Genomic DNA, 20,716 nt, shown 5'->3' on the forward strand with positions numbered 1-20,716 from the left:
TAGGGCCTGTGAACAGGCCCACCAGGCCCTAGCCCCTGGTCAGCGGCACCGGCAGGCGCGGCTCGAACTTGCTTCGCTTGACGCTGAAGAAGGTCTTCACGTTGCGCACGTGAGTGTCGCTGTTGAACAGGCGCTGGGTCAGCGCCAGGTAGGCCGGCATGTCGGCCACCCCCACCACCAGCACAAAATCCGGGCCCGGCGACACCCGGTAGCACTGCTGCACCGCCTCATCCGCCCCAACTCGGGCCTCGAAGGCCGCCAGGGGCTCGGCGTCCTGGCGGTCCAGCGTTACCTCCACGATGGCGGTCAGACCATGCCCCAGCGCCAGGGCCAGGCGCTCGGGCTGCAGCAGCGCCACCTGTCGCTCGATCAGGCCAGCTTCGTGCAGGCGTTTCACCCGGCGCAGGCAGGTGGGTGGCGAAATCCGCAGGCGCTCGGCCAAGGCCTGGTTGCTGGCGCTTGCATCGCGTTGCAAGGCATCCAGCAGTTGCAGATCGAGGTCGTCGAGTTCGATTGATTCCATATTTATTTGTTATTTGAATGAAAATTTCAATAACGAATTCGAGTGAATTTTAATTTCATATCCTATTGATAAATTCGCTGAATATTTTTCTTTGTCCTCCCTAAGATTCGATCCAATCTTTTCTGCAACCCGTTTTCAACCCTTCCGGGAGCTTGCTCATGTGTGGCATCGTTGGCGCCGTCTCAACCCGAAACATTGTTCCTGTGCTGGTGCAAGGCCTGCAGCGCCTGGAGTACCGCGGCTATGACTCCTGCGGTGTCGCGGTGTGGGCCGACGGCCTCAAACGGGCCCGCAGCACCTCGCGCGTGGCCGAGCTGATCGCCCAGGTGCAGGCCGAGCAGGTGCAGGGCGTGACCGGCATCGCCCACACCCGCTGGGCCACCCACGGCGCTCCCGTGGTGCACAACGCCCACCCCCATTTCAGCCAGGGGCAGGGGGCCGAGGAGGGGCGGGCCCCGCGCGTGGCCCTGGTGCACAACGGCATCATCGAGAACCACGACGAGCTGCGGGCGCAACTGCAGGGCCGCGGCTATGTGTTTGCCAGCCAAACCGACACCGAAGTCATCGCCCACTTGATCGACAGCCTGTACGACGGCGACCTGTTCGAAGCCGTGCAGGCCGCCCTGGTCCAGTTGCACGGTGCCTACGCGATTGCCGTGCTGCACAAGGACGAGCCGCACCGCGTGGTGGGCGCCCGGGCCGGTTCGCCCCTGATCCTGGGGGTGGGCCGCAGCGAGGGCGAGGGCTCGGGTGAGAACTTCCTGGCCAGCGACGCCATGGCCCTGGCCGGCGTCACCGACCAGATCGTGTACCTCGAAGAGGGCGATGTGGTTGACGTGCAGTTGGGTCGCTACTGGGTGCTGGGGCGTGATGCCCAAGGCGCCCTCAAGCCGGTGACCCGCCCGGTGCGCACGGTGCACGCCCACAGCGGCGCAGCCGACCTGGGCCCTTACCGGCACTACATGCAAAAAGAGATCTTCGAACAGCCCCGCGCCATTGCCGACACCCTGGAAGGGGTGGAAGGCATCGTGCCCGAGTTGTTCGACGGCGTGCCAGCCCAACCCGGCGAAACCGGCGCCGCGGCCTGGCGCGTGTTCAAGCAGATCGACTCGGTGCTGATCCTGGCCTGCGGCACCAGCTACTACAGCGCCTGCACCGCCAAGTACTGGCTCGAATCCATCGCCAAGATCCCCACCCAGGTCGAGATCGCCAGCGAGTACCGCTACCGTGAATCGGTGCCCAACCCCAAGACCCTGGTCGTCACCGTCAGCCAGTCGGGCGAAACTGCCGACACCCTGGCCGCCCTGCGCCACGCCCAAAGCCTGGGCATGGCGCACACCCTGACCATCTGCAACGTGGCCACCAGTGCCATGGTGCGCGAGTGCAAACTGGCCTACATCACCCGGGCTGGCGTCGAGATCGGCGTGGCTTCCACCAAAGCCTTCACCACCCAGCTGGCCGGCCTGTTCCTGCTCACCCTGGCGCTGGCGCAAAGCCGCGGCATGCTCAGCCCCGAGCAGGAGGCCGAGCACCTCAAGGCCATGCGCCACCTGCCGGCCGCCTTGCAGGCCGTGCTGGCGCTCGAGCCCCAGGTCATCAGCTGGGCCGAAGACTTCGCGCGCAAAGAGAACGCCCTGTTCCTGGGCCGAGGCCTGCACTACCCCATCGCTCTTGAAGGGGCCTTGAAGCTCAAGGAGATCACCTACATCCACGCCGAGGCCTACGCCGCCGGCGAACTCAAGCACGGCCCGCTGGCCCTGGTCACCAGCGAAATGCCGGTGGTCACCGTGGCGCCCAACGACGCCCTGCTCGAAAAGCTCAAGAGCAACCTGCAGGAGGTGCGTGCCCGCGGCGGCGTGCTGTACGTGCTGGCCGATGCCGACACCCGCATCGAAACCGGCGAAGGCCTGCACGTGATCCGCATGCCCGAGCACTACGGCGCCCTGTCACCGCTGTTGCACGTGGTGCCCTTGCAACTGCTGGCCTACCACACCGCCTGTGCGCGAGGCACCGACGTGGACAAGCCGCGCAACCTGGCCAAGAGCGTGACGGTGGAGTGATCGGGCATAGATCGACGGCGCGTTTATTTCGGGTAATTAAAGTCGTAAACACGCAAATAAAGTCGTAAACAGGCCCACAGCATTCATGCGGGTTTGCGGGTCGGTCATTTGTAACTGTGAAGTCGTAAACTCGAATTCAACAGGTAAAGAAGACCTATAGATGTGAACCAGGCCCAGGCCTAAATTGGACTTGTTGCTATACAAAAAAGAGCGATCAAGATGAGCGCTCTTTTTTGGGGTCTTGCGAGAAGTCTTGCGGTCTAAGCAGGCTTTAGATGTTCAAAGACTGCAAGAGGCTGGTTGCAGTCGGTTGAATTGCACCCCTCGAGTGACTGCTGTGATCACAAGCGGACGATGACAAACATCACCACGAGCCCCTTTCTGTTGGGTAATTTTCCCTGCTCTAGCGGCGATCAGACTTCTATTTAATGCCAGCCGAACAGAGTTTCGGCCGGTGAACAGCAAGGCTACATTCGGGCAGAGGCCGCCAGTCGCGAAGGGCGGCTGGTAGTCGACTCTGCTAACCTCTGCAAAACGCTTGTGTTTTTACATATGGGCAAGTTCTCGCCGTCATGAAGACTGAGGTTGCTCGAGTTCGAGTCCTGCGGATGTCAAGGGCGTGCTGATCGCCTCCGCCGAGGGTAAGAGCCTCAGCTTTGGTAGCAGGCATGGTTCACAACTACTGCAGATCGCGCGGCATCGGACGTGAATGAGCCGAGGACGGCACAGGAGTGCAAAATAGGGATATGAAAGGGTTAGCCCACAATAAACTGCGGGCAAATGAGCCTACACGGACCAAAGGGAGTAAGAAGTCAATGGCGAGAGACATCGCGCAAGGACTCAGCAATTTTGGATTTCTGACTGAGCACAGCCCGTTGCTCGCTGATCTTGGGGCGACCGCGGAGCGGCTCTATCCTTTCGATCCGGCCAGCTGCGTGCTCAAGCTGCGGTTGTTGGCCGAGTCGATCACGCAGGATATGGCGTCCCGCGTTGGTGTGCGCCTGGTCCAACCAACCCAGGCCGAGCTGCTGCGGGCGGTGGACCAGCGCCTGGGACTTGATCCGCAAGTGCGACAGATGTTCCATTTGCTGCGCCAGAGGGGCAACGAGGCTGCACATCAGGTTGACCATCGTATCGGCTACCGCGAGGGTCTAGAGGCGCTGAAGGTTGCCCGTGAAGTCGCGCTTTGGTTCCATCGAAGCTTCGGCAGCGACGCAGACTTCAAGCCCGGTCCCTTCATCCTGCCAGACGACCCCAGCCAGCGGCTGCTTACGCTGCAGCAGCAAGTGGCTGACCTCACGCAGAACCTGCAGCAGGCCCAGTCGGAACAGGCGGCCAAAGCTCAATTGGCAGAGTTGCTGGCAGCCCAGGCCGCGCAGGAGCGTGTGTTGGCCGAACGGGCCACCGAAGAGCGCAGCGTCTACGAAAGTCTGGCCGAAGAGGCTGGCAGCCGCTACGTCGCCCTCAAGGCCGAGTTCGACGCCCACCTGCAAGCCGCCAATGCTGCGCAGGCCGTGCCCAGCTCGCAGGACATCCAGGCCTTTGCGCAGCGCACCACCCAGGCGGCACGGAAGGTGGCGATGGACGAAGCGTCCACTCGCGTGCTCATCGATCAGATGCTCAAGGACGCCGGCTGGGAGGCCGACACCCACGAGCTCACCCATGCCAAAGGCGCACGGCCGGAACGCAACCGCAACTTGGCGATCGCAGAATGGCCCACTGCGGGCAAGCAGAGCGCCGACTACATGCTGTTTGCCGGGCTCACACCGATTGCTGCAGTCGAAGCCAAGCGCCTGAACGTCAACGTCGCGGGGAAGATCGGTCAGGCCGAGCGCTACGCCCGCGGCTTGCAAATCGAGCCCGAGCACGAAGCCGCCTGGCTGGCTGAAGGCCGCCAGGGCCCCTGGCCCGACGGCCAGGGAGGCGTGTTTCATCTTCCCTTCGCCTACTCGTGCAACGGCCGCCCGCTGGTCAAGCAGAGCCCTGAAGCCAGCGGCACCTGGTTCCGCGATCTGCGCCACCAGGGCAACCTGGCCAAGCCGCTGCAAAGCTTCCACTCACCTGACGGCTTGCTCGACCAGCTCCGCCGCAACAAAGCCGAGGCGGAAGCCAAGCTGCAACAAGAAGGCTTTGCCTACTTGGGTCTGCGTGACTACCAGCAAAAAGCTATTGGCGCGGTGGAAGCCGCGCTGGCCGCCGGCCAGACCAACTGCCTCCTGGCGATGGCCACCGGCACGGGCAAGACGCGCACGATCATCGGCCTCATCTACCGCCTGCTCAAAGCCGAGCGTTTTCGGCGCATCCTGTTCCTGGTGGACCGCACGGCGCTTGGCGATCAGGCCATCGACGCCTTCAACGAAGCGCCGCTGGAGCAAAGCCAACCCCTGTCCAAGATCTACAACATTGCCGAGCTGGGCGACATGGCCGCCGAGGCCGAAACCCGCGTGCAGGTCGCCACGGTGCAGGCCATGGTCAAGCGCATCTTCGACAGCGACAACCCGCCTCCGCTGGACGCCTTCGACTGCATCATCGTGGACGAAGCCCACCGTGGCTACACGCTCGACCAGGACATGACCGAGGGCGAACTCGCCCTGCGTGACCAGGCCCAGTACCTCTCCACTTTCCGGCGTGTGCTGGACTACTTCGACGCCGTCAAGGTGGGCCTGACCGCCACCCCCGCGCGCCACACCACCGAAATCTTCGGCCGACCGGTCTACACGTACTCGTATCGTGAAGCCGTGGCCGACGACTGGCTCATCGACCACGAGCCACCGATCCGCTACCAGACCTTGCTGAGCCAGCACGGCATCCACTTCGACAGCGGCCAACAGGTCGAGGCCATCAACCTCGGCACCGGAGAAATCGAAACAGCCGAGCTGGACGACGAACTGCACTTCGAGCTGGAAAGCTTCAACAAGCGAGTCATCAGCGAACCGTTCAACCGTGTCATCTGTGAACAGCTCGCCCAGGAGCTGGACCCCATGGGCGAAGAGAAGACCATGATCTTCTGCGCCACCGACGCGCATGCCGACATGGTCAAGCGCCTGCTGGGCGACGCATTCAAGGCCGTGCACGGCGAGCACTACAACCAGGCCGCGGTGGAAAAGATCACCGGCGCTTCCGACAAGGTCGACCAGCTCATCCGCCGCTACAAGAACGAGCGCTTCCCCACCATCGCAATCACGGTGGACCTGCTGACAACTGGCATCGACGTGCCGCCCATCTGCCATCTGGTCTTCATGCGCCGGGTGCGCTCACGCATCCTGTACGAACAGATGATCGGCCGCGCCACCCGGCGTTGCGACGAGATCGGCAAGACGGTCTTCAAGATCTACGACCCGGTGGACTTGTATGCCTCGCTCCAGGCCGTCAACACCATGCAGCCGCTGGTGAAGGATCCCAAGGTCACGCTGGAACAACTGTTCGAAGAGCTGAACAACCCGGCCGCGCACGAGGCCGCGGGCAGCGCCCCCGGCCGCAGCCACGCGCACGATGTACTCGACCAGCTCAACCAGAAGCTCATGCGGGTTCTGCGCGACGCCGCACACAAGTCCGAGAAGAAGCCCGCCCTGAAAGAAAAGCTGGATCAGCTTGAGCAGCAATGGGGTGTGCCGCCGCAGCAACTGCACCGCCACTTGCATCAGATTGGGCAAGAGGGTGGTCCCCAGGCAGCAGCCGAATTCCTGCGCCACAACACCCGCCTGCTGCTGCAACTTGCCGAGGTTAGGCAGCTCCTGGGCACGGCCTACATGCCCGTCATCGCAACCCAGGCCGACGAACTGCGGGAACGCAGCCAAAGCTGGGGCCTTTACGCCAAGCCCGAGGACTACCTCGACAGCTTCAGCCACTTCGTGCGCGACCAAATCAACCAATCGGCTGCCATGGCCACGGTGGTCAACCGCCCCAAGGACCTCACCCGCGAACAGCTCAAGGAAGTGCGCCTGTTGCTTGACGGCGCTGGCTACTCCGAAGCCAGCCTCAAGGCCGCTTGGCGCAATCACAGCAACCAGGACATCGCTGCCGGCGTCATCGCCTACATACGCCAAGCGGCGCTGGGCGAAGCGCTGCTGCCCTTCGACCAGCGGGTGGCCCAGGCCATGCAGAAGATCTACGCCCAACACGCCTGGACACCGGTGCAACGCAAATGGCTGGACCGCCTGGCTAAACAACTCACGCACGAACTGGTCATCGACCAAGCTTTCGTCAACAACGCCTTTGCCAACGATGGTGGTGCGAAGCAGCTGGACAAACTGCTGGGCGGGCAGCTTGACAGTGTGATGGGAGCGTTGGCTGCCGGTCTCTGGCCACGAGCCGCCTGACAATTCAGCGATTGACGCACAACAGATTCACAGAACTCAAAAATGACCACCCAAGACATCGTCCAGAAGCTCTGGAATCTTTGCGATGTGCTGCGCGACGACGGCATCAACTACAGCGACTACGTCACCGAACTCGTGCTGCTGCTCTTCATCAAGATGGAGCACGAGAACACCGAGAGCGGCATCCTGCAAAGCCACAAGCTGCCGGCCTACGCTCGCTGGCCCGAGTTACGCGACAAGAGCGGCCTGAACCTGCTGCGCCACTACCGTGAAACGCTGCTCAAGCTGTCCGCCAGCGACGACCGCCTGATCGCCGCCATCTACGCTGACGCGCAGACCAGCCTGAAAGAGCCGCGCCACCTTGAACAGCTCGTCAAAAGCCTGGACAGCATCGACTGGTTCAGCGCCCGGCAAGACGGCCTGGGCGACCTGTACGAAGGACTGCTGGAGAAGAACGCCAGTGAAACCAAGAGCGGCGCCGGCCAGTACTTCACGCCTCGCCCGTTGATCGACGCCATCGTCCAGGTCATCAAGCCCCAGCCCGGCGAAACCGTGCAAGACCCAGCCGCGGGCACCGCAGGCTTCCTGATCGCGGCCGACCGCTACATCAAGGACCAGACCGACGACCTTTACAACCTCAGCGAGAGAGAACGCAAGTTTCAGCGCAACCAGGCATTCCTTGGCATGGAACTGGTGCCCGGCACCCGCCGCCTAGCACTGATGAACTGTCTGCTGCACGGCATGGAAGGCGATGATGAAGGCGTGGTGCACGTCGGCAACACGCTGGGCAGCGCCGGTAGCAGCCTGCCCAAGAGCCACATCATCCTCAGCAATCCGCCCTTTGGCACGGCAAAGGGCGGCGGCGGCCCGACGCGCGACGACCTGACTTTTGCGACAAGCAACAAGCAACTCGCCTTCCTGCAGCACATCGTGCGCCACCTCAAAGACGGTGGCCGTGCCGCCGTGGTGTTGCCCGACAACGTGCTGTTTGAGGCCGGCGTGGGCGGCGACATCCGCCGCGACCTGATGGACAAGTGCCGGCTGCACACCATCCTGCGGCTGCCAACCGGCATCTTCTACGCTCAGGGCGTCAAGACCAACGTCCTGTTCTTCGAGAAAGTCAGCCAGGCAGCCACCGGTAGCACTCAAGAGATTTGGGTGTACGACATGCGCGCCAATGCGCCCAAGTTCGGGAAACGCACCCCGCTGACCGACGCACACTTTGCCGACTTCATCGCCGCGTACGGCGGCGAACCCAACGGCAAGGCCACTCGACAGGACCAGGGCGAACAAGGCCGCTTCCGTCGCTTCAGCCGCGATTGGATCGCAAACGAGAAAGGCGACAGCCTGGACATCGCCTGGCTCAAGGATGAGAACGCCGAAGGCGCCGCCGACCTGCCCGAGCCGGCGGTGCTGGCACGCGAGGCAGTGGAAGAGCTGAACGGGGCGCTGGCGGAGCTGGAGGCGATCTTGGCGGAACTCGGTGAGGAAGCGCTGTGAGTACTCTGCCCACCTCGTGGGTTGAGACCCACTTAGGCGCGGTCGTGCCCTATGGCACCACCGTAAAGGCAGAGCCAGAAAGTCTTACACCCGACACTTGGGTGCTCGAACTCGAAGACATCGAGAAGGACACTACCAAGGTATTGCAACGACTGACATTCTCTGAGCGTCAATCAAAGAGCACAAAGAACCGGTTTGACGCGGGCGACGTGCTCTACGGGAAGCTGCGACCGTATCTCAACAAGGTCACATTCGCTGAGCAATCAGGTGTGTGCACGACTGAAATCGTTCCGATCAAACCAAACGATGCAGTCAATGGCCGGTACCTGTTCCATTGGCTTCGCCATCCCAAGTTCTTGGCTTACGTGACCGAGGTGAGCCACGGAGTGAACATGCCTCGTCTCGGTACTGAGGCTGGCAGACAAGCGCCTTTTGTCTTGGCACCAAAGAATGAGCAAAAGCGCATCGCCGACAAACTCGATACTCTTCTGGCCCGCGTGGACGCCGCCAACACCCGCTTGGCCCGCGTCGCGCCCATCCTCAAACGCTTCCGCCAGTCCGTCCTCGCCGCCGCCACCTCGGGACGGTTGACGGAGGATTGGCGTCAAGATGTGTTGGGTACTCGACAGCATGAGTACCAAGTCACCGAGATATCAGTTCCGTACCCTCAGCGCATAACAGGACCTAAAGGCTGGAAACCCCATACTTTTGATCAGGCGGTCGATTTGGTCGGAGGCAGCCAGCCTCCCAAGACAACTTTCGTGCACGAAGAACAACCTGACTATGTCCGACTAATTCAGATTCGGGACTACAAGTCGGATCGACATCTCACATATATACCTCGTGCACTCGCTCGCCGGTTCTGTTCAGCCACCGATGTGATGATTGGACGGTACGGCCCCCCCATTTTTCAGATCCTCCGCGGACTAGAGGGGGCATACAACGTCGCGTTGATGAAGGCTGTGCCAAAGGGTAACCTTCTGACGAACGACTACCTCTACTACTGGCTGCAGCGCGACGATCTACTGAAGTTTGTCGAAGCAGGCTCAGACAGGACGGCCGGCCAAGATGGCGTCCGCAAAGAGCACCTGATCAAGTACCCCGTGTTTGTTCCAACCGTTCCGGAACAAGTCGAAATCGTCCGCCGCGTCGAAGCCCTGTTCGCCTTCGCCGACCGCCTTGAAGCCCGCTTGCAAACCGTACAGACCGCCACCGAGCGTCTGACCCCAGCCCTGCTGGCCAAGGCCTTCCGCGGCGAACTGGTGCCGCAAGACCCGAACGACGAACCGGCGAGTGAACTGCTGCGCCGACTGCAGCAGGAAACACCGACGACCAGTGTGAAGCGCGGGCGGAAGAGCGCGGCATGAAGCTGCTGTCGATTGAGCTGTTCGGGCAATACAAAGGCCTGAGGGATCAGGCATTTGACTTCTCATCGGTGAGTAGAGACGTGGCCGTCCTCATCGGCGCCAACGGCTCGGGCAAGTCGCAGGTCATGGAGCTCATCGCCGAAGCCTTTGCCTTCCTTGAACGTCGGCAGCGACGGGACTTCCGGGTGCGTGCGCCGATGGGCTATGACTTCCGCGTTACGTACGAGATGGCTTCGTCTCGCTACGACGGCTTGCGCCGGTTCGCCGTGGATACGCGGGATGGTCTTCGCATTTCGGTGCATGAGCTCGCCGACCAGCCGCGCGATGGTGTTGCGCAGCCTGCCCAGGGTGTATGGAGTGAGGTGACGACGTGTGGCTCATTGGAAGAGTTGGCGCTTCCACGGGTCATCGGATACGCCTCTGGCATGTCCGAGAACCTTCAGCGAGCCTTCATGCGCAATGCGCTCCAGTACTTTGACGTGATTCGAGTCCGGGCAAACTTGAAGAAGGAGCTTGCGCAGCCCAAAGTGGATGAGAAGGCAACGCTGGCCATCAATGAGCGCTATCTCAGGCGCAACCCGGGCATATTCGCTGCCGAAGGGGAGGATCCAGAATCGGGCCTTTTCAGACTGCGCGAGACCGACACGGCGATACCCAGAAACCTCTTCCTCGACTATGACTGCGCAGCGCTGCTGATCGCCACACTCGGCATGCTTTCGCATGCTGATCGCGACGAGGTTTGGAATGAGATCCCTTTCCGCCATCCAGCGCGCGTGGTGTTGCGGTACGACCTGCGGGGCCAAGCGACTGCTTCGGACAACGCTCGTGACATCAAACGCTTGATCGAATTGGCGGGGCCAAACAGCTGTAAACCGATCTCCCCCAAGACCAGCGAGCCCGAGTATGAGTTGCTGGAGCTGGACTACTTGGCGGGTGACATCGAGATCAACTTTCAGGACCCGGAAGTCGTCCAGCGCATGGCTGATAACTCGCGAGCGCCTGACCAGTGGTTCTCGGCGCTGTACAAGCTTCAACTTCTGGGCGTTGATGAATGGTCTGGGACGGTGAAGCGCGCACTGCGTCGCGACGACTTTCAAGGCCATGTAGAGAAGCCGCTGAAAGGGAAGCTCCCACTGTCTGTGCAGGAACTCTGGATGTCTGATGGCGAGCGTACCGTCGCGTTTGACGACTTGAGCGATGGGGAAATACAGCTTCTGTTGACACTTGGAGCCGTGCGACTCTTTGGAGACGATGAGACGCTGTTCCTCTACGACGAGCCCGAAACGCACCTGAACCCAAGCTGGCGCACCCGATTCCACTTGGACTTTGAAAAGGCGAATGAGGCCAACGGAAAAGCACAGGCCATCATCTCTTCGCACTCGCCCTTTCTGGTCTCTTCGCTACCTCGCGAAGCTGTCTTCCATTTCAAGAAGGTCGATGGCGTGACCGACATGGCGAATCCGCCAGGAGAAACCTTTGGCGCATCGTTTGACGTGCTAATCAAAAAGCACTTCAACCTGCATGCAACGATCTCCGAGACGGCTGTCCAAGAAATTCGTGAGCGGCTCGCAAATCAGCAAATTACGAATCAAGAGAAGTTGGACTGGCTCGAAGACTCAGTCGGCGAGTCGATGGAACGTTCGTACCTCATCAACAAGCTGCGGGCTAGCTGATGCTGTTTGCGATCCGACCAAACCTTGAGCAGTCGAAAGTTTTTGACGGGCTCAACCTATTTCTCGTGGAGACGATGCTGGCAACGCTGGAAAGCCGACCAGTGGATGAAACACACCTCCCGGTCGGCCTGTGTGCTGCGATTGCTGGAAATCAGGCGACTCGTGCTGCAGTTGATACCCTGACGGCAAACTTAGCGGCGCTTGGTCCGGGGCAAAAGCAAGCTCTCAGGGACGCACTGACCGTGAGAACTGATCCTTGTGCTTTCCTGTCTGATCGTGGCGCGCCGCTGCCAGCCATACCCGAATCGGTCTTTCCTGCCTTAAAGGCCCTTGCCGTTCACCTCTTCCAGCGCACTGCGAAGCTCAGTGGCGTAGAGCTGGCATGCGGAGAGTGCATCGATGACCACTACGCTCGCTTCCGCCAGCGCAACGCGCCGGGCAATGGCAATGTGTGCTGCGTTTGCGGGACGGAATACCTTGCTCAGATTCGGGCCGGCGAGAACGACAACGAGCAGTGGCGCGGCCCGTACGACCACCTTCTGGCAAAGGATCTGTACCCGCTATACGGAGTCGATCCCAAGAACTTGCTGCCCATCTGCAACACCTGCAACTCCAAAGCCAAGCTGGCCAAAGACTTGGTTCTCAAGGATGGGGTCCGTCGCCTCAGCTTTTCGCCGTGGACTGAGCAAGCGTCTTTGCAAGAGATTGAGGTGGTCGTCGATGACGCGAACGACCTGTTTCCACGCGTGGTCGTGAACCTCCGGAGCGCTGATCCAGATCGACAAGAGAAGCTTGCTACCTGGGATGATGTCTACGAGATCAAATCTCGCGTTGAGGGCGAGTTCAAAGAATTGGCCGCAAAGTTGGCCGAGGATGCTCACGCGCCCAACGATGCATCCTTTGTGCGGAAACTCCGGAAGGTCGGGCTTGCCAAAGCTGAAGCACAAAGGCTGACGCCCTTCAACTACTGGCGTGCGCGTGTCTACGCTGCGGTGAGAGGCATGAATCCACGAAGCCGTGAGGCATTGCGTAAGGCGACTGCTCCCACGCCCCAAGCGGTTGATGACATGGAGGCGCTATTCTTTCAATGAGCGGCGCTTCAATGCACCACCTTTTGCCGCCCAACGTGCGACCATCCCTCGGGGAGCCCTCCGCTGTCTCCTATTTCGAGCAAGGCATGAACTTGAGGAGCAAGGGCTGCTTTAAACACGCATTCGACGAATTGGTGCTGGGCCACCAGCAGCATATTGGTCATTCACCTGTGTTCACGTCTGCATCCTGACCGCCTGCTGTTAACCCCAGACCAGTTCCCCGCGGACGGCTTGCTGAAAGGCGGCGATCGCTGCAGTGCGGACAGATCATTGACGTGAAACTTCAAACGAGGCGCAGTTTCCAGGTCACCTTCCCTGAGTGCTAGACAAAGTTCAGAGTCGAAGGTCATGTGGTGACACGAGTGTCGGCCACCTCTGCAGAAACTGGTGCAGGATAGAGTTGATTCAAAATTTCAGCGACCAGCTGACCTGCCCCCTCCCAGCCGTACCAACCTGAAGTTAGTGAAGTCCGTCAGCCAACCGGAGAATGACGGATATGAAGAAGAGCAGATTCAGCGAGGAACAGATCATTGGGTTCCTCAGACAGGCCGAGGCAGGCATGCCTATCAAGGAGCTCTGCCGTAACGGCGGCTTCAGTGATGCGACGTTCTACAAGTGGCGTGCCAAGTTCGGTGGCATGCAGGTCTCGGAGGCCCAACGCCTGCGAGAGCTGGAGTCTGAGAACGCCAAGCTCAAGCGGCTACTGGCCGAGGCGCACCTGGACATGCATGCGCTCAAGAGCGTTCTGGGGGTAAAGCGCTAGCCCCGCAGGCCAAGCGCGAAGCGGTTGGGCTTATGGTGAGTGATCACCATTTGTCCCAGCGTCGCGCATGTAGGCTTGTGGGGCTCTCCCGCGACAGCTACCGCAACCCACCGCAGGCCGATCAGGCTACGTTGGAACTACACGAGAAGATCGTGCAGATCGCCCATGTGCGTCGCCGCTTTGGATACCGGCGCATTCACGACCTTTTGCGCCCAGAGTTTGCGGGTGTCAATCACAAGCGGGTGTACCGTATTTATCGACAGGCCAACTTGGCTGTGCGCAAGCGCAAGAAAGGCAAGCGCCCCGTCAACGAGCGGGTGCCACTGCAGTTGGCTCGCACGGTCAATGAGGTGTGGAGTATGGATTTCGTCAGCGACAGCCTTGCAGGTGGGCGGCGCTTGAAGTACCTCACTGTGGCCGATGACTTCACCCACGAGAGCGTTGATATCGCTGTGGACTTTGGCATCTCAGGTCAGTACGTGACCCGAGTATTGGATCGTGCCGCGCTGTTTCGCGGGTATCTAAGTTAGCCAGTTGTCCGTCAATCCGCGCTTTGAGGACTTCCATAGAAACCCGCTCTTGCGCGCTCAGTTCAGCAGCCCTGTGCCATCTCCGAAATCCTTCGTTTTTGACCAAGCCGATATCGATCGCGTGATGAAGTAGGTTGCGAAGCGTGGGACTGCACTTGGGGTTCTGCTCAAGCAAACTGCAGCGCAGCCTCTCCCGAAGTCCGAACTCCAGCGTCGCGAGCGCCTGTGCAGACGCGGTCATGTAAAAGCGGTAGACGTACCATCCGTAAAGGTAAAGGTTCTTGGCAACCTCGAACTGAACCGCGACCGGTTCTGGCACCGCAGTGCTGAGCCGAATGGCCGCGATTTCAGCATGATGGCTCGCAAGAGACGGCGCATGGGGTGCTGCCGCCATGACCGTCCGCTGATCGGGTTCCAGAGCGCTCGATGCGCTGCGAAGCGCATCGGCGGGGTGAATGCCTGATCTTGTCATGGTCGCGACTTCTTCAGGCTGTGGCCCCATCTGTTGGGACGATCACGCCAGCCGGTAGAACCCATCGGCATCAATCACCAACTTTTGCGTCTCCTGCAGCTTCTTGATCGAAGCCCCGATGGACCCGCGTGGCAGCCCGCTGGCTTGGGCCAATTCGACCTGGCTTACCGTCTTGGCCTTTCCCTTCAAGATCTTTTGCAACGCCTTCAACAGTCTTTCTGGGTTTGATGGCTTGGCCGACTTGGCAGTTGAAGAGACTGTTTTGCCCGCAGATGTTTTGCGTGCCTTCTTGAGCTTTGACGCTGTCGCCTCAATGGTCTTCACGTCTTCGACTTCGGCAATCTCCGGCGCTAGGGGCTCTGTGTTCCGCCTGATGCGTCGACTGCGACTTGCTGAAGGCAGGGCCGGCAACACAGAGATTTCAGCCTGGGCGAATTGGGCTGCCTCTTGGTATATGGCCTTGAGCTGCTGTTCCAAAGAATTGATCTCGTGCACCAGACGCGCCACCTGGCGCATCTGCTGGTACGAACCATCCGCTTCAGCCCCAAACGGCTGCAGAGCCATTTGCTCCATCAAGGCCTGCGAGTGGGCTTGAAGTTCCTGCTGCAATGAATGAGCAGCGACATTCAAAGCCGCACCGGCGGCCTGTAGATTGGACAAGGTCTTGGGAGCGATGGTCATTGCAGTTTTCGATGGGTGAACGGGATGGTCAAATATTATCCCCATCCGTCAAATTGACTAATGAGCCAATCTACAAGCTTGCGCAGCGATGATGGACCACGTTGGAGATATGGGCCTGGGTGGTTGGATCCGAAGCCCCTATCCTGCCCAGCGAGGCCCTGCTAGATTCGAGAAATGCGCCGCTTCGATGGCCTCTTTCCGCAGTACCAGCTGCTGTCTTGGCTCCCAGACGAGACATTCTTCAGTCTGGTGAGCCGGCATCACTTTCTTTGGGGGCACACCACTGCGGCAAAGACTTGTGAGCTGATCTTCGGGCGTCTGCGCGCGGGCACGCATCACGATTTCCCGAACTCTCTGCAGGCATTCATTGATCGAGTGGGTGAGGCCGCAGGCGATGTGCAAACCATCGCACGAGAACATACCCTCCTCAAGTACTACCAGGCGTTCCTTGGGGCGAACGCGGTCGACGATGTCGTATCAAGCATGGCTGGGCCCGACGTTTCCCACCTGAAGCTGAGGTTGGGAATTCTGACCAGTCGATTTCGGTCGAACCATCCATTGAAGGCGTGCCCATCGTGTATGGCTCAGGATGCACAGACCTACGGTTGGGCCTATTGGCACTTGCAGCATCAATATCCAGGCGTCTGGGTGTGTGCATCTCACAGGGTGCCTTTGCTCCAATCTTCACTCAAGGCAACCGGAGTCCAGCGATATCAGTGGCTGTTACCCAATGGCGGTGAATTGCAGCCGGTGCCAATGGACGGGGCCCACACATTCGACGCGCTGATGAGCCTTGCAGCGCTCGTTCAGGACATCGTCGGTCAAGGTGCGGAACAACCGCTATTTGTGGCTCGTCTGCACGAGGTGTACCGACACGAGTTGCAGCGCCGCAGTTGGATCACACCCGCTGGCCAACTCAGGGGTGCCGAAATCGCCGGCGCGTTTCTCCAGTACGCCGAACTGCTTAGGGGTGTTCCGGAATTTTCCGGACTGCCCAAAGACGCTGCAGAGGCATCGACTCAATTGTCTCGATTGCTCAGGCCTCCACGCTCCGGCACGCACCCCCTGCGCCACCTGATGCTCATCCATTGGTTGTTTGGTACTACAACTAAGTTCCAAGAGGTGTGTGAGCGCACTTTCAAAGGCGTTGATGTCCCAAGGCACGAATACACACCCGAATCGCCAACTGAAGAAGAGGATCCGCGTCTCAACCTGCTATCGCGATTGATCCGTGAGGAGGGGCAGTCCGTACGCCAGGCGGCCTGCGCAATTGGCATCGATACCCAGACCGCGATGGTTTGGGCGGGCCGCATGGGCTTCCACCTGTCAAGAAGACCAAAGAAGCTTTCTCCGATGGTGAGAGCTCAGGCCGTGCGGCAATTGCAACGGGGCGCGGACAAAGTGGATGTTGCGACTGCTGCAGGGGTGTCAGTCGAAACTGTCACACGGGTGCTGCTTGGAGAGCCGGGGTTACATGCTGCCTGGACTGCAGCAAGGCAGGCCAGAGTGCGTGCTCGGGCGAGAGCTGATTGGCTCACCCAGCTTGAGGTCAACGGAGCCCTCGGCCTCAAGTGGATGAGGGAGCTGGCACCTGGTGCATATGCCTGGCTGTATCGCAATGACCGCGCCTGGTTGAACGCGCATAAACCCGTATCGATTCCACCGAGCAAGCGCAAGAGGGTGTCCCCGGTGGACTGGTCAGCCCGTGACCTGGATTTGAGCGCCCAAGTCCGTGAAACTGCGCTGCGGTTGATGACGGAGGAGGGGCTGCGTCGCATCCGGTTTTGGCAGCTGTATCAAGCTATCCCTGAACTCAAGGCCAAGATGAATTCGCTGGATGCATTGCCCATGACGCGGCAGGCCATCGAACTTGCCATGAAGGCCACGCCGCCTGCCTCTGATTCCTTCATCTGACTCGGTCAAGTCACGACAACTCGCCATTGCGTGCTTGATATGCGTATATGCATTAAGGTATGCTTTACGAATGATTGAAGCGAAGTTGCGCGCCCGCGCAGAAAACGCGCGCCGAGTCTGCAAAGCCCATGGGATTGCGCAGGCCGATATCGCCGCGCATGTCGGCGCAAGCCAGCCTCAAGTAAGCCGGATTCTCAATGGTGAGGCGGTCAGGGCCTCGCGCTTGTTTGAAGAGGTCTGTCTGTTTGTTGAAAGGTTCGAGGGTGGGGTCACTGCGGACGCCGTGCGGGCCAACCTAGACCTCATTGAGGCACTTCAAGCGACATGGGATGGGTCAGCGTCCCATGCCAAAGCCTTGGCGGCCGTCATTCGGTCACTGGCAGTCCTGAATCACCCAACCCCTGGTTCACCCCATCGAGGAGAACGTTCATGAACATGCTTGTGCAGCCTGCTCCCTTGCCAGAGGAGTTGGATCGTGGATACCTGGGCCGGATCATGAGAATCAACGGCTACAGGCATCTGAAGGAGATGACGGATGCCATGGCGGCGCACTTCGGATACGAAGGAGTGAAATGGCAAGAGCGGACAACCCACGAGTTGCTCAGCAGAATGGCAGGAATGACCACAGAGCAATTTGCACAGCGACATACAAGTTTGCCGCTGAGAAGAGGGATCACCTCCTACTTTCCTGAAATTCCGCATGGTGCGTTAGCAAGGAGGTCGATATTGCAACTCAGCTCCATGCGGCGTAAGTACCATGCGGCTTACTTCTGCAAGAAATGCGTGAGCGCTGACGTGCATTTTCATGGTGTCAGCTATTGGCGCAGAGACCATCAGATCCCGGGGCAGATGTGGTGTCCAAAGCATAAGAGCGCTTTGAATTTCGTGTCATCAGGTGATCCATTTTTGAGCTCACCCATCCAGTTTATGGCAGCGAGTGAGGCCATTCCAGATTCCTGGGTCAAGGAATCATCGCAGAACGTACATGTCCAGAGGTTTCTGGACATGGCAGCCGCTCTTTATGATCAAGCGGCGCCATTCAGCGTAGCCCTCTTGGCCCCTGTGCTGTGTGACCTTGGCCGGTCGCTAGGGTTCAAGACCAATCCAGGTCTGAGCAGGGGCGAACTGATCAGCGACCGAATCATCGAGGTGTTTCCTCGCCCATGGCTCGACTCGGTATTTCATGGACTATCGGGTAAGGAGCCTGGTACCTTCTCACACCAGATCGACGGTGTGTTGTACCTGAGGACTTCGGCGTCCTCTGTCACCGCCTACCTTTTGGTCTTGGCCGTGTTGTTTGATAGCGCTGACACTGCGATAAACGCGTTATCGAATACTTGTCGAAGCGGACTGGTCCCTGCTGTACGCCGATCTCGGCGTAAACATAATTTGCCGGACGGAGATGCTTTGATCGACCTGTATGTCGAGGCTATGGGCGTTCATAGCGAAGTGGTGAAGCAGTTGCAGTTTCCCGCCCAAACAGTACGCAATGCGCTCCTCAGCCTCGGGCTTCCTACCTTGTCAGATGCGGATGATCCAGAGGCAAACGGTAGCGTTGCTGGGCTCAGAGCTTTCTATCTTCAACGACTTTCATTTGGCGCGAGTGCGAAAGCCGCTGGACTGTCAGAGCGAAGATTTGAAGGTTTGCTTCGAATGTGTGGTCCCAATTTACTCAAGGCATTGAAGAGGATGAACCCGAAAAACAGCGTTAGGCCCAGGGCTCGGCAAGCAAAGCAGATCTTGCCAACGCAGATAACGGCAATGGCGGAGCACGTAAATTGAACGGGCTCCGCCATCGGAATGAGCCCATCAACTCTCAGGTGCTTCCTGGCGTGCCCCAGAATTGAGCCCAGAAGCTGTGGTCCCGGGTAACCAGGTCTTCGTATCTAGCCATGCGCTTGGGATCGCTGCTGCGCAGGGCGTCGACGGCGGGCCCCACCGGTGCGAGGTAAGTGTACGCAGCTATGCGGAAATCATCAAGCCGCAGGTCGTCGTCTTTGCGCTCAAAAGCAACTCGATGAGCGGCGACCCAGAGGGCAATTATCAGACGTTGGACACCAGCAGTTTTCTCCAAGATGAGCTCAGCCAGTTCATCCGTAATCGGCAAAGGTTTCGCAACGTACTGGTACAGCCCCAACCTGGGCAGAAATTGTTGCCGAAACACTGGGTCCTCGACATCTGTAAAGTGCTTGAACGCGTGATACCCCGAGGTCACGATTCGCTCGGCGTTGCTCAGCCGCCTGGTCAACGCGCTGATGCCATCGGGCGTACCTGAAACCAGTAGCGGAATTTGCCAGGTGTTCATCAATGTGAGGACCCACTTGATGCACTGATCCTCGACAATGCTGAGCTCTGGCGGATCTTCTCCGACCTTGCGACGTCTGCGTCGATCCAGCGTTGAAAGCTTGAAGAAATTTTGGATTTCATCGAGGTGCAGCAACCCCAGGAAATGGGTCGATGCAACCTGTCTCCATTCCTCCAGCATTTGCATCCCGTTGCGCCACTCGCCAAGCAGCGTTTTGTCAAAGCGAGTGCTGCCTGTGACCCGCTTCCAGGCGGTCATGAGTGCTGCAGCCAGATCAGTTGCTCTGCCACTTGCGGGGACGTCGAGCGAAAGCCAGACGACCTGCTGCAAGCCGTTTGTCATCCGAAAGAACGACGTATGCTTGATAACTTGCTCTGGGTAGCTCCCCAAACATCTTCGGATCGATTGAGTCTTCCCGGTGCCTGAAACTCCTTCAACCGCGGCTCCGAAGGCCGGAGCGTTCAACGGTAGTTGGAACTGAACAGGCTCTCCACTGATCTTGCTCCACGTGCTAGCAGACGAAGGATGCAGGTGGTGATAGTTCTGCCGGATCATCAGGTCGATCGACTCGGCCAGTTGGAGCCCTTCGATACTTGGGATGTGAAGATTGCGCACATCCATCAGCATGTGCAATCGGAGGTGACGCGGGATGCTAGCGATATCTCTTGGGGGCTTTTTGGGCAGAGCTACGAGCGAGCTCGCGGCATCCTGTCGTGAGCGGATTGGACCTAGCCCCTGGATCAAAATATTGTCAGCATATGGGTCGTGTGGAGATGTGGTTTTAACGCTCATTGTCGGCCTCCTCATCCATGGCTGCAAAGATGTCCTGCATCATCTGAACATGGCCGTCTGTCACCATCTTTCGGGCGGTTCGAGTTCCCCGAAATTCGTTGTAAGCCAGTTGCGCCGCGATTTCATGTTCCAAAGCGCGCGCCTCTGTCATCGTTGGGGCTCGACCTCTGGCACGGTCAAGAGCGATTCGAGTCTGTTCAATCGATTGCTCGCGGATGGCCTCCATGCGCTTCAAGCCAAGTACCGCGTCACATACTCGTTGGTGCTCAATGTCGGCAGCCTTCATCTTTTGAAAGGCGAAGGCGTCAGCCATATCGTCGTATGTGATCTCCGGTGAGGCATTCGAGTGGGCGGCTATCTGTAAGTCGATGAGACCATCGCCAGAGACATTGGGGGCCCAGATGGTTGATACGGACCCAGGGTAGTACTGTGCTGGAATCTGCCAACCCCCAGTGTTCCTGGCGAAGGTGGACCAGAGTTCCGCTTCCACTATCGGAGATTCGTAGTAGTTGCCCCGAAAGCGCACTCCGCGTGGTGTTACACGAGCTTCGCCGCCCGGCAGGAGTTGGCTGACCAGTTCGGCATTTGCTGTCGAGCGTAAGTAGCCAATCCCCATTGCATGACCCCAGCGCCAGAGCCCAGCTGGACTCGGTGCGTGTCAAGACAGTTGTCGCCTAATTCATGCGCGCCGAGCCGCTTTATCCAGTGCTGATTCCGTCGTCTTGA

13 protein-coding genes and 1 pseudogene are annotated in these 20,716 nt (G+C 59.4%); 9 read left to right on the forward strand and 5 right to left on the reverse strand.

The features are described from left to right. Positions 1-28: 28 nt before the first annotated feature. Positions 29-523, reverse strand: coding sequence for an Lrp/AsnC family transcriptional regulator (locus AC07PT_RS28115; RefSeq protein ID WP_492348921.1), 495 nt, complete (start codon positions 521-523; stop codon positions 29-31). Between the two features lie 158 nt (positions 524-681). Here AC07PT_RS28115 and glmS point away from each other — a divergent pair, with 158 nt between their 5' ends. The 6 genes from glmS (at position 682) to AC07PT_RS28145 (ending at position 12,533) form a co-directional block, all read left to right on the forward strand. Further along, on the forward strand, positions 682-2,583 hold the full coding sequence (gene glmS, locus AC07PT_RS28120; RefSeq protein ID WP_494658878.1) for a glutamine--fructose-6-phosphate transaminase (isomerizing): 1,902 nt from the start codon (positions 682-684) through the stop codon (positions 2,581-2,583). Between the two features lie 815 nt (positions 2,584-3,398). Beyond that, complete coding sequence (hsdR, locus tag AC07PT_RS28125) at positions 3,399-6,902, forward strand: type I restriction-modification system endonuclease (RefSeq protein WP_494658879.1); 3,504 nt, start codon at positions 3,399-3,401, stop codon at positions 6,900-6,902. Between the two features lie 42 nt (positions 6,903-6,944). Beyond that, positions 6,945-8,402: a class I SAM-dependent DNA methyltransferase gene (locus tag AC07PT_RS28130; RefSeq protein ID WP_494658880.1), complete on the forward strand. Its 1,458-nt coding sequence runs from the start codon at positions 6,945-6,947 to the stop codon at positions 8,400-8,402. Positions 8,403-8,503: 101 nt separating this feature from the next. Further along, positions 8,504-9,769 carry a restriction endonuclease subunit S gene (locus AC07PT_RS28135; protein WP_494658881.1) on the forward strand — a complete coding sequence of 422 codons (1,266 nt, stop codon included), beginning with the start codon at positions 8,504-8,506 and terminating at the stop codon, positions 9,767-9,769. After that, on the forward strand, positions 9,766-11,442 hold the full coding sequence (locus AC07PT_RS28140) for an AAA family ATPase (RefSeq protein ID WP_494658882.1): 1,677 nt from the start codon (positions 9,766-9,768) through the stop codon (positions 11,440-11,442). The genes AC07PT_RS28135 and AC07PT_RS28140 overlap by 4 nt, the downstream gene beginning before the upstream one ends. Beyond that, entirely contained in the window at positions 11,442-12,533 is a 1,092-nt protein-coding gene (locus AC07PT_RS28145) for a hypothetical protein (RefSeq protein ID WP_494658883.1), read from the forward strand. Before AC07PT_RS28140 ends, AC07PT_RS28145 begins: the two co-directional genes overlap by 1 nt. Before the next feature lie 8 nt (positions 12,534-12,541). On the opposite strand, the gene AC07PT_RS28150 is transcribed toward AC07PT_RS28145, so the two are convergent. Next, on the reverse strand, positions 12,542-12,697 hold the full coding sequence (locus AC07PT_RS28150; RefSeq protein WP_494658884.1) for a hypothetical protein: 156 nt from the start codon (positions 12,695-12,697) through the stop codon (positions 12,542-12,544). Positions 12,698-13,029: 332 nt separating this feature from the next. Here AC07PT_RS28150 and AC07PT_RS28155 point away from each other — a divergent pair. Then, positions 13,030-13,817, forward strand: a pseudogene (locus tag AC07PT_RS28155) (IS3 family transposase); the annotation flags it as partial. Between the two features lie 523 nt (positions 13,818-14,340). Here the strand turns inward: AC07PT_RS28155 and AC07PT_RS28160 are convergent. Beyond that, complete coding sequence (locus AC07PT_RS28160; protein ID WP_494658885.1) at positions 14,341-14,979, reverse strand: hypothetical protein; 639 nt, start codon at positions 14,977-14,979, stop codon at positions 14,341-14,343. A gap of 174 nt (positions 14,980-15,153) precedes the next feature. Here AC07PT_RS28160 and AC07PT_RS28165 point away from each other — a divergent pair, with 174 nt between their 5' ends. Continuing rightward, complete coding sequence (locus AC07PT_RS28165; RefSeq protein ID WP_494658886.1) at positions 15,154-16,893, forward strand: TnsD family Tn7-like transposition protein; 1,740 nt, start codon at positions 15,154-15,156, stop codon at positions 16,891-16,893. Positions 16,894-17,322: 429 nt separating this feature from the next. Further along, positions 17,323-18,675 carry a TniQ family protein gene (locus tag AC07PT_RS28170; RefSeq protein ID WP_494658887.1) on the forward strand — a complete coding sequence of 451 codons (1,353 nt, stop codon included), beginning with the start codon at positions 17,323-17,325 and terminating at the stop codon, positions 18,673-18,675. A gap of 34 nt (positions 18,676-18,709) precedes the next feature. Here the strand turns inward: AC07PT_RS28170 and AC07PT_RS28175 are convergent, their stop codons facing one another. Together AC07PT_RS28175 and AC07PT_RS28180 are read right to left on the reverse strand one after the other, a co-directional pair. After that, positions 18,710-19,825 (reverse strand): AAA family ATPase, encoded by a 1,116-nt coding sequence (locus AC07PT_RS28175; protein WP_494658888.1) that lies wholly within the window; start codon positions 19,823-19,825, stop codon positions 18,710-18,712. 154 nt (positions 19,826-19,979) lie between these two features. Continuing rightward, on the reverse strand, positions 19,980-20,606 hold the full coding sequence (locus AC07PT_RS28180) for a hypothetical protein (RefSeq protein ID WP_494658889.1): 627 nt from the start codon (positions 20,604-20,606) through the stop codon (positions 19,980-19,982). Between the last annotated feature and the right edge of the window lie 110 nt (positions 20,607-20,716).

This window comes from Curvibacter sp. GW821-FHT09D12 (assembly GCF_059416245.1).

Bases quoted from the DNA above. Each gene is read 5' to 3' on its own strand.
- AC07PT_RS28115 (WP_492348921.1), bottom strand. From the start codon at position 523: ATGGAATCAATCGAACTCGACGACCTCGATCTGCAACTGCTGGATGCC.
- glmS (WP_494658878.1), top strand. From the start codon at position 682: ATGTGTGGCATCGTTGGCGCCGTCTCAACCCGAAACATTGTTCCTGTG.
- hsdR (WP_494658879.1), top strand. From the start codon at position 3,399: ATGGCGAGAGACATCGCGCAAGGACTCAGCAATTTTGGATTTCTGACT.
- AC07PT_RS28130 (WP_494658880.1), top strand. From the start codon at position 6,945: ATGACCACCCAAGACATCGTCCAGAAGCTCTGGAATCTTTGCGATGTG.
- AC07PT_RS28140 (WP_494658882.1), top strand. From the start codon at position 9,766: ATGAAGCTGCTGTCGATTGAGCTGTTCGGGCAATACAAAGGCCTGAGG.
- AC07PT_RS28145 (WP_494658883.1), top strand. From the start codon at position 11,442: ATGCTGTTTGCGATCCGACCAAACCTTGAGCAGTCGAAAGTTTTTGAC.
- AC07PT_RS28150 (WP_494658884.1), bottom strand. From the start codon at position 12,697: ATGACCAATATGCTGCTGGTGGCCCAGCACCAATTCGTCGAATGCGTG.
- AC07PT_RS28160 (WP_494658885.1), bottom strand. From the start codon at position 14,979: ATGACCATCGCTCCCAAGACCTTGTCCAATCTACAGGCCGCCGGTGCG.
- AC07PT_RS28165 (WP_494658886.1), top strand. From the start codon at position 15,154: ATGCGCCGCTTCGATGGCCTCTTTCCGCAGTACCAGCTGCTGTCTTGG.
- AC07PT_RS28170 (WP_494658887.1), top strand. From the start codon at position 17,323: ATGAACATGCTTGTGCAGCCTGCTCCCTTGCCAGAGGAGTTGGATCGT.
- AC07PT_RS28175 (WP_494658888.1), bottom strand. From the start codon at position 19,825: ATGCTGATGGATGTGCGCAATCTTCACATCCCAAGTATCGAAGGGCTC.
- AC07PT_RS28180 (WP_494658889.1), bottom strand. From the start codon at position 20,606: ATGGGGATTGGCTACTTACGCTCGACAGCAAATGCCGAACTGGTCAGC.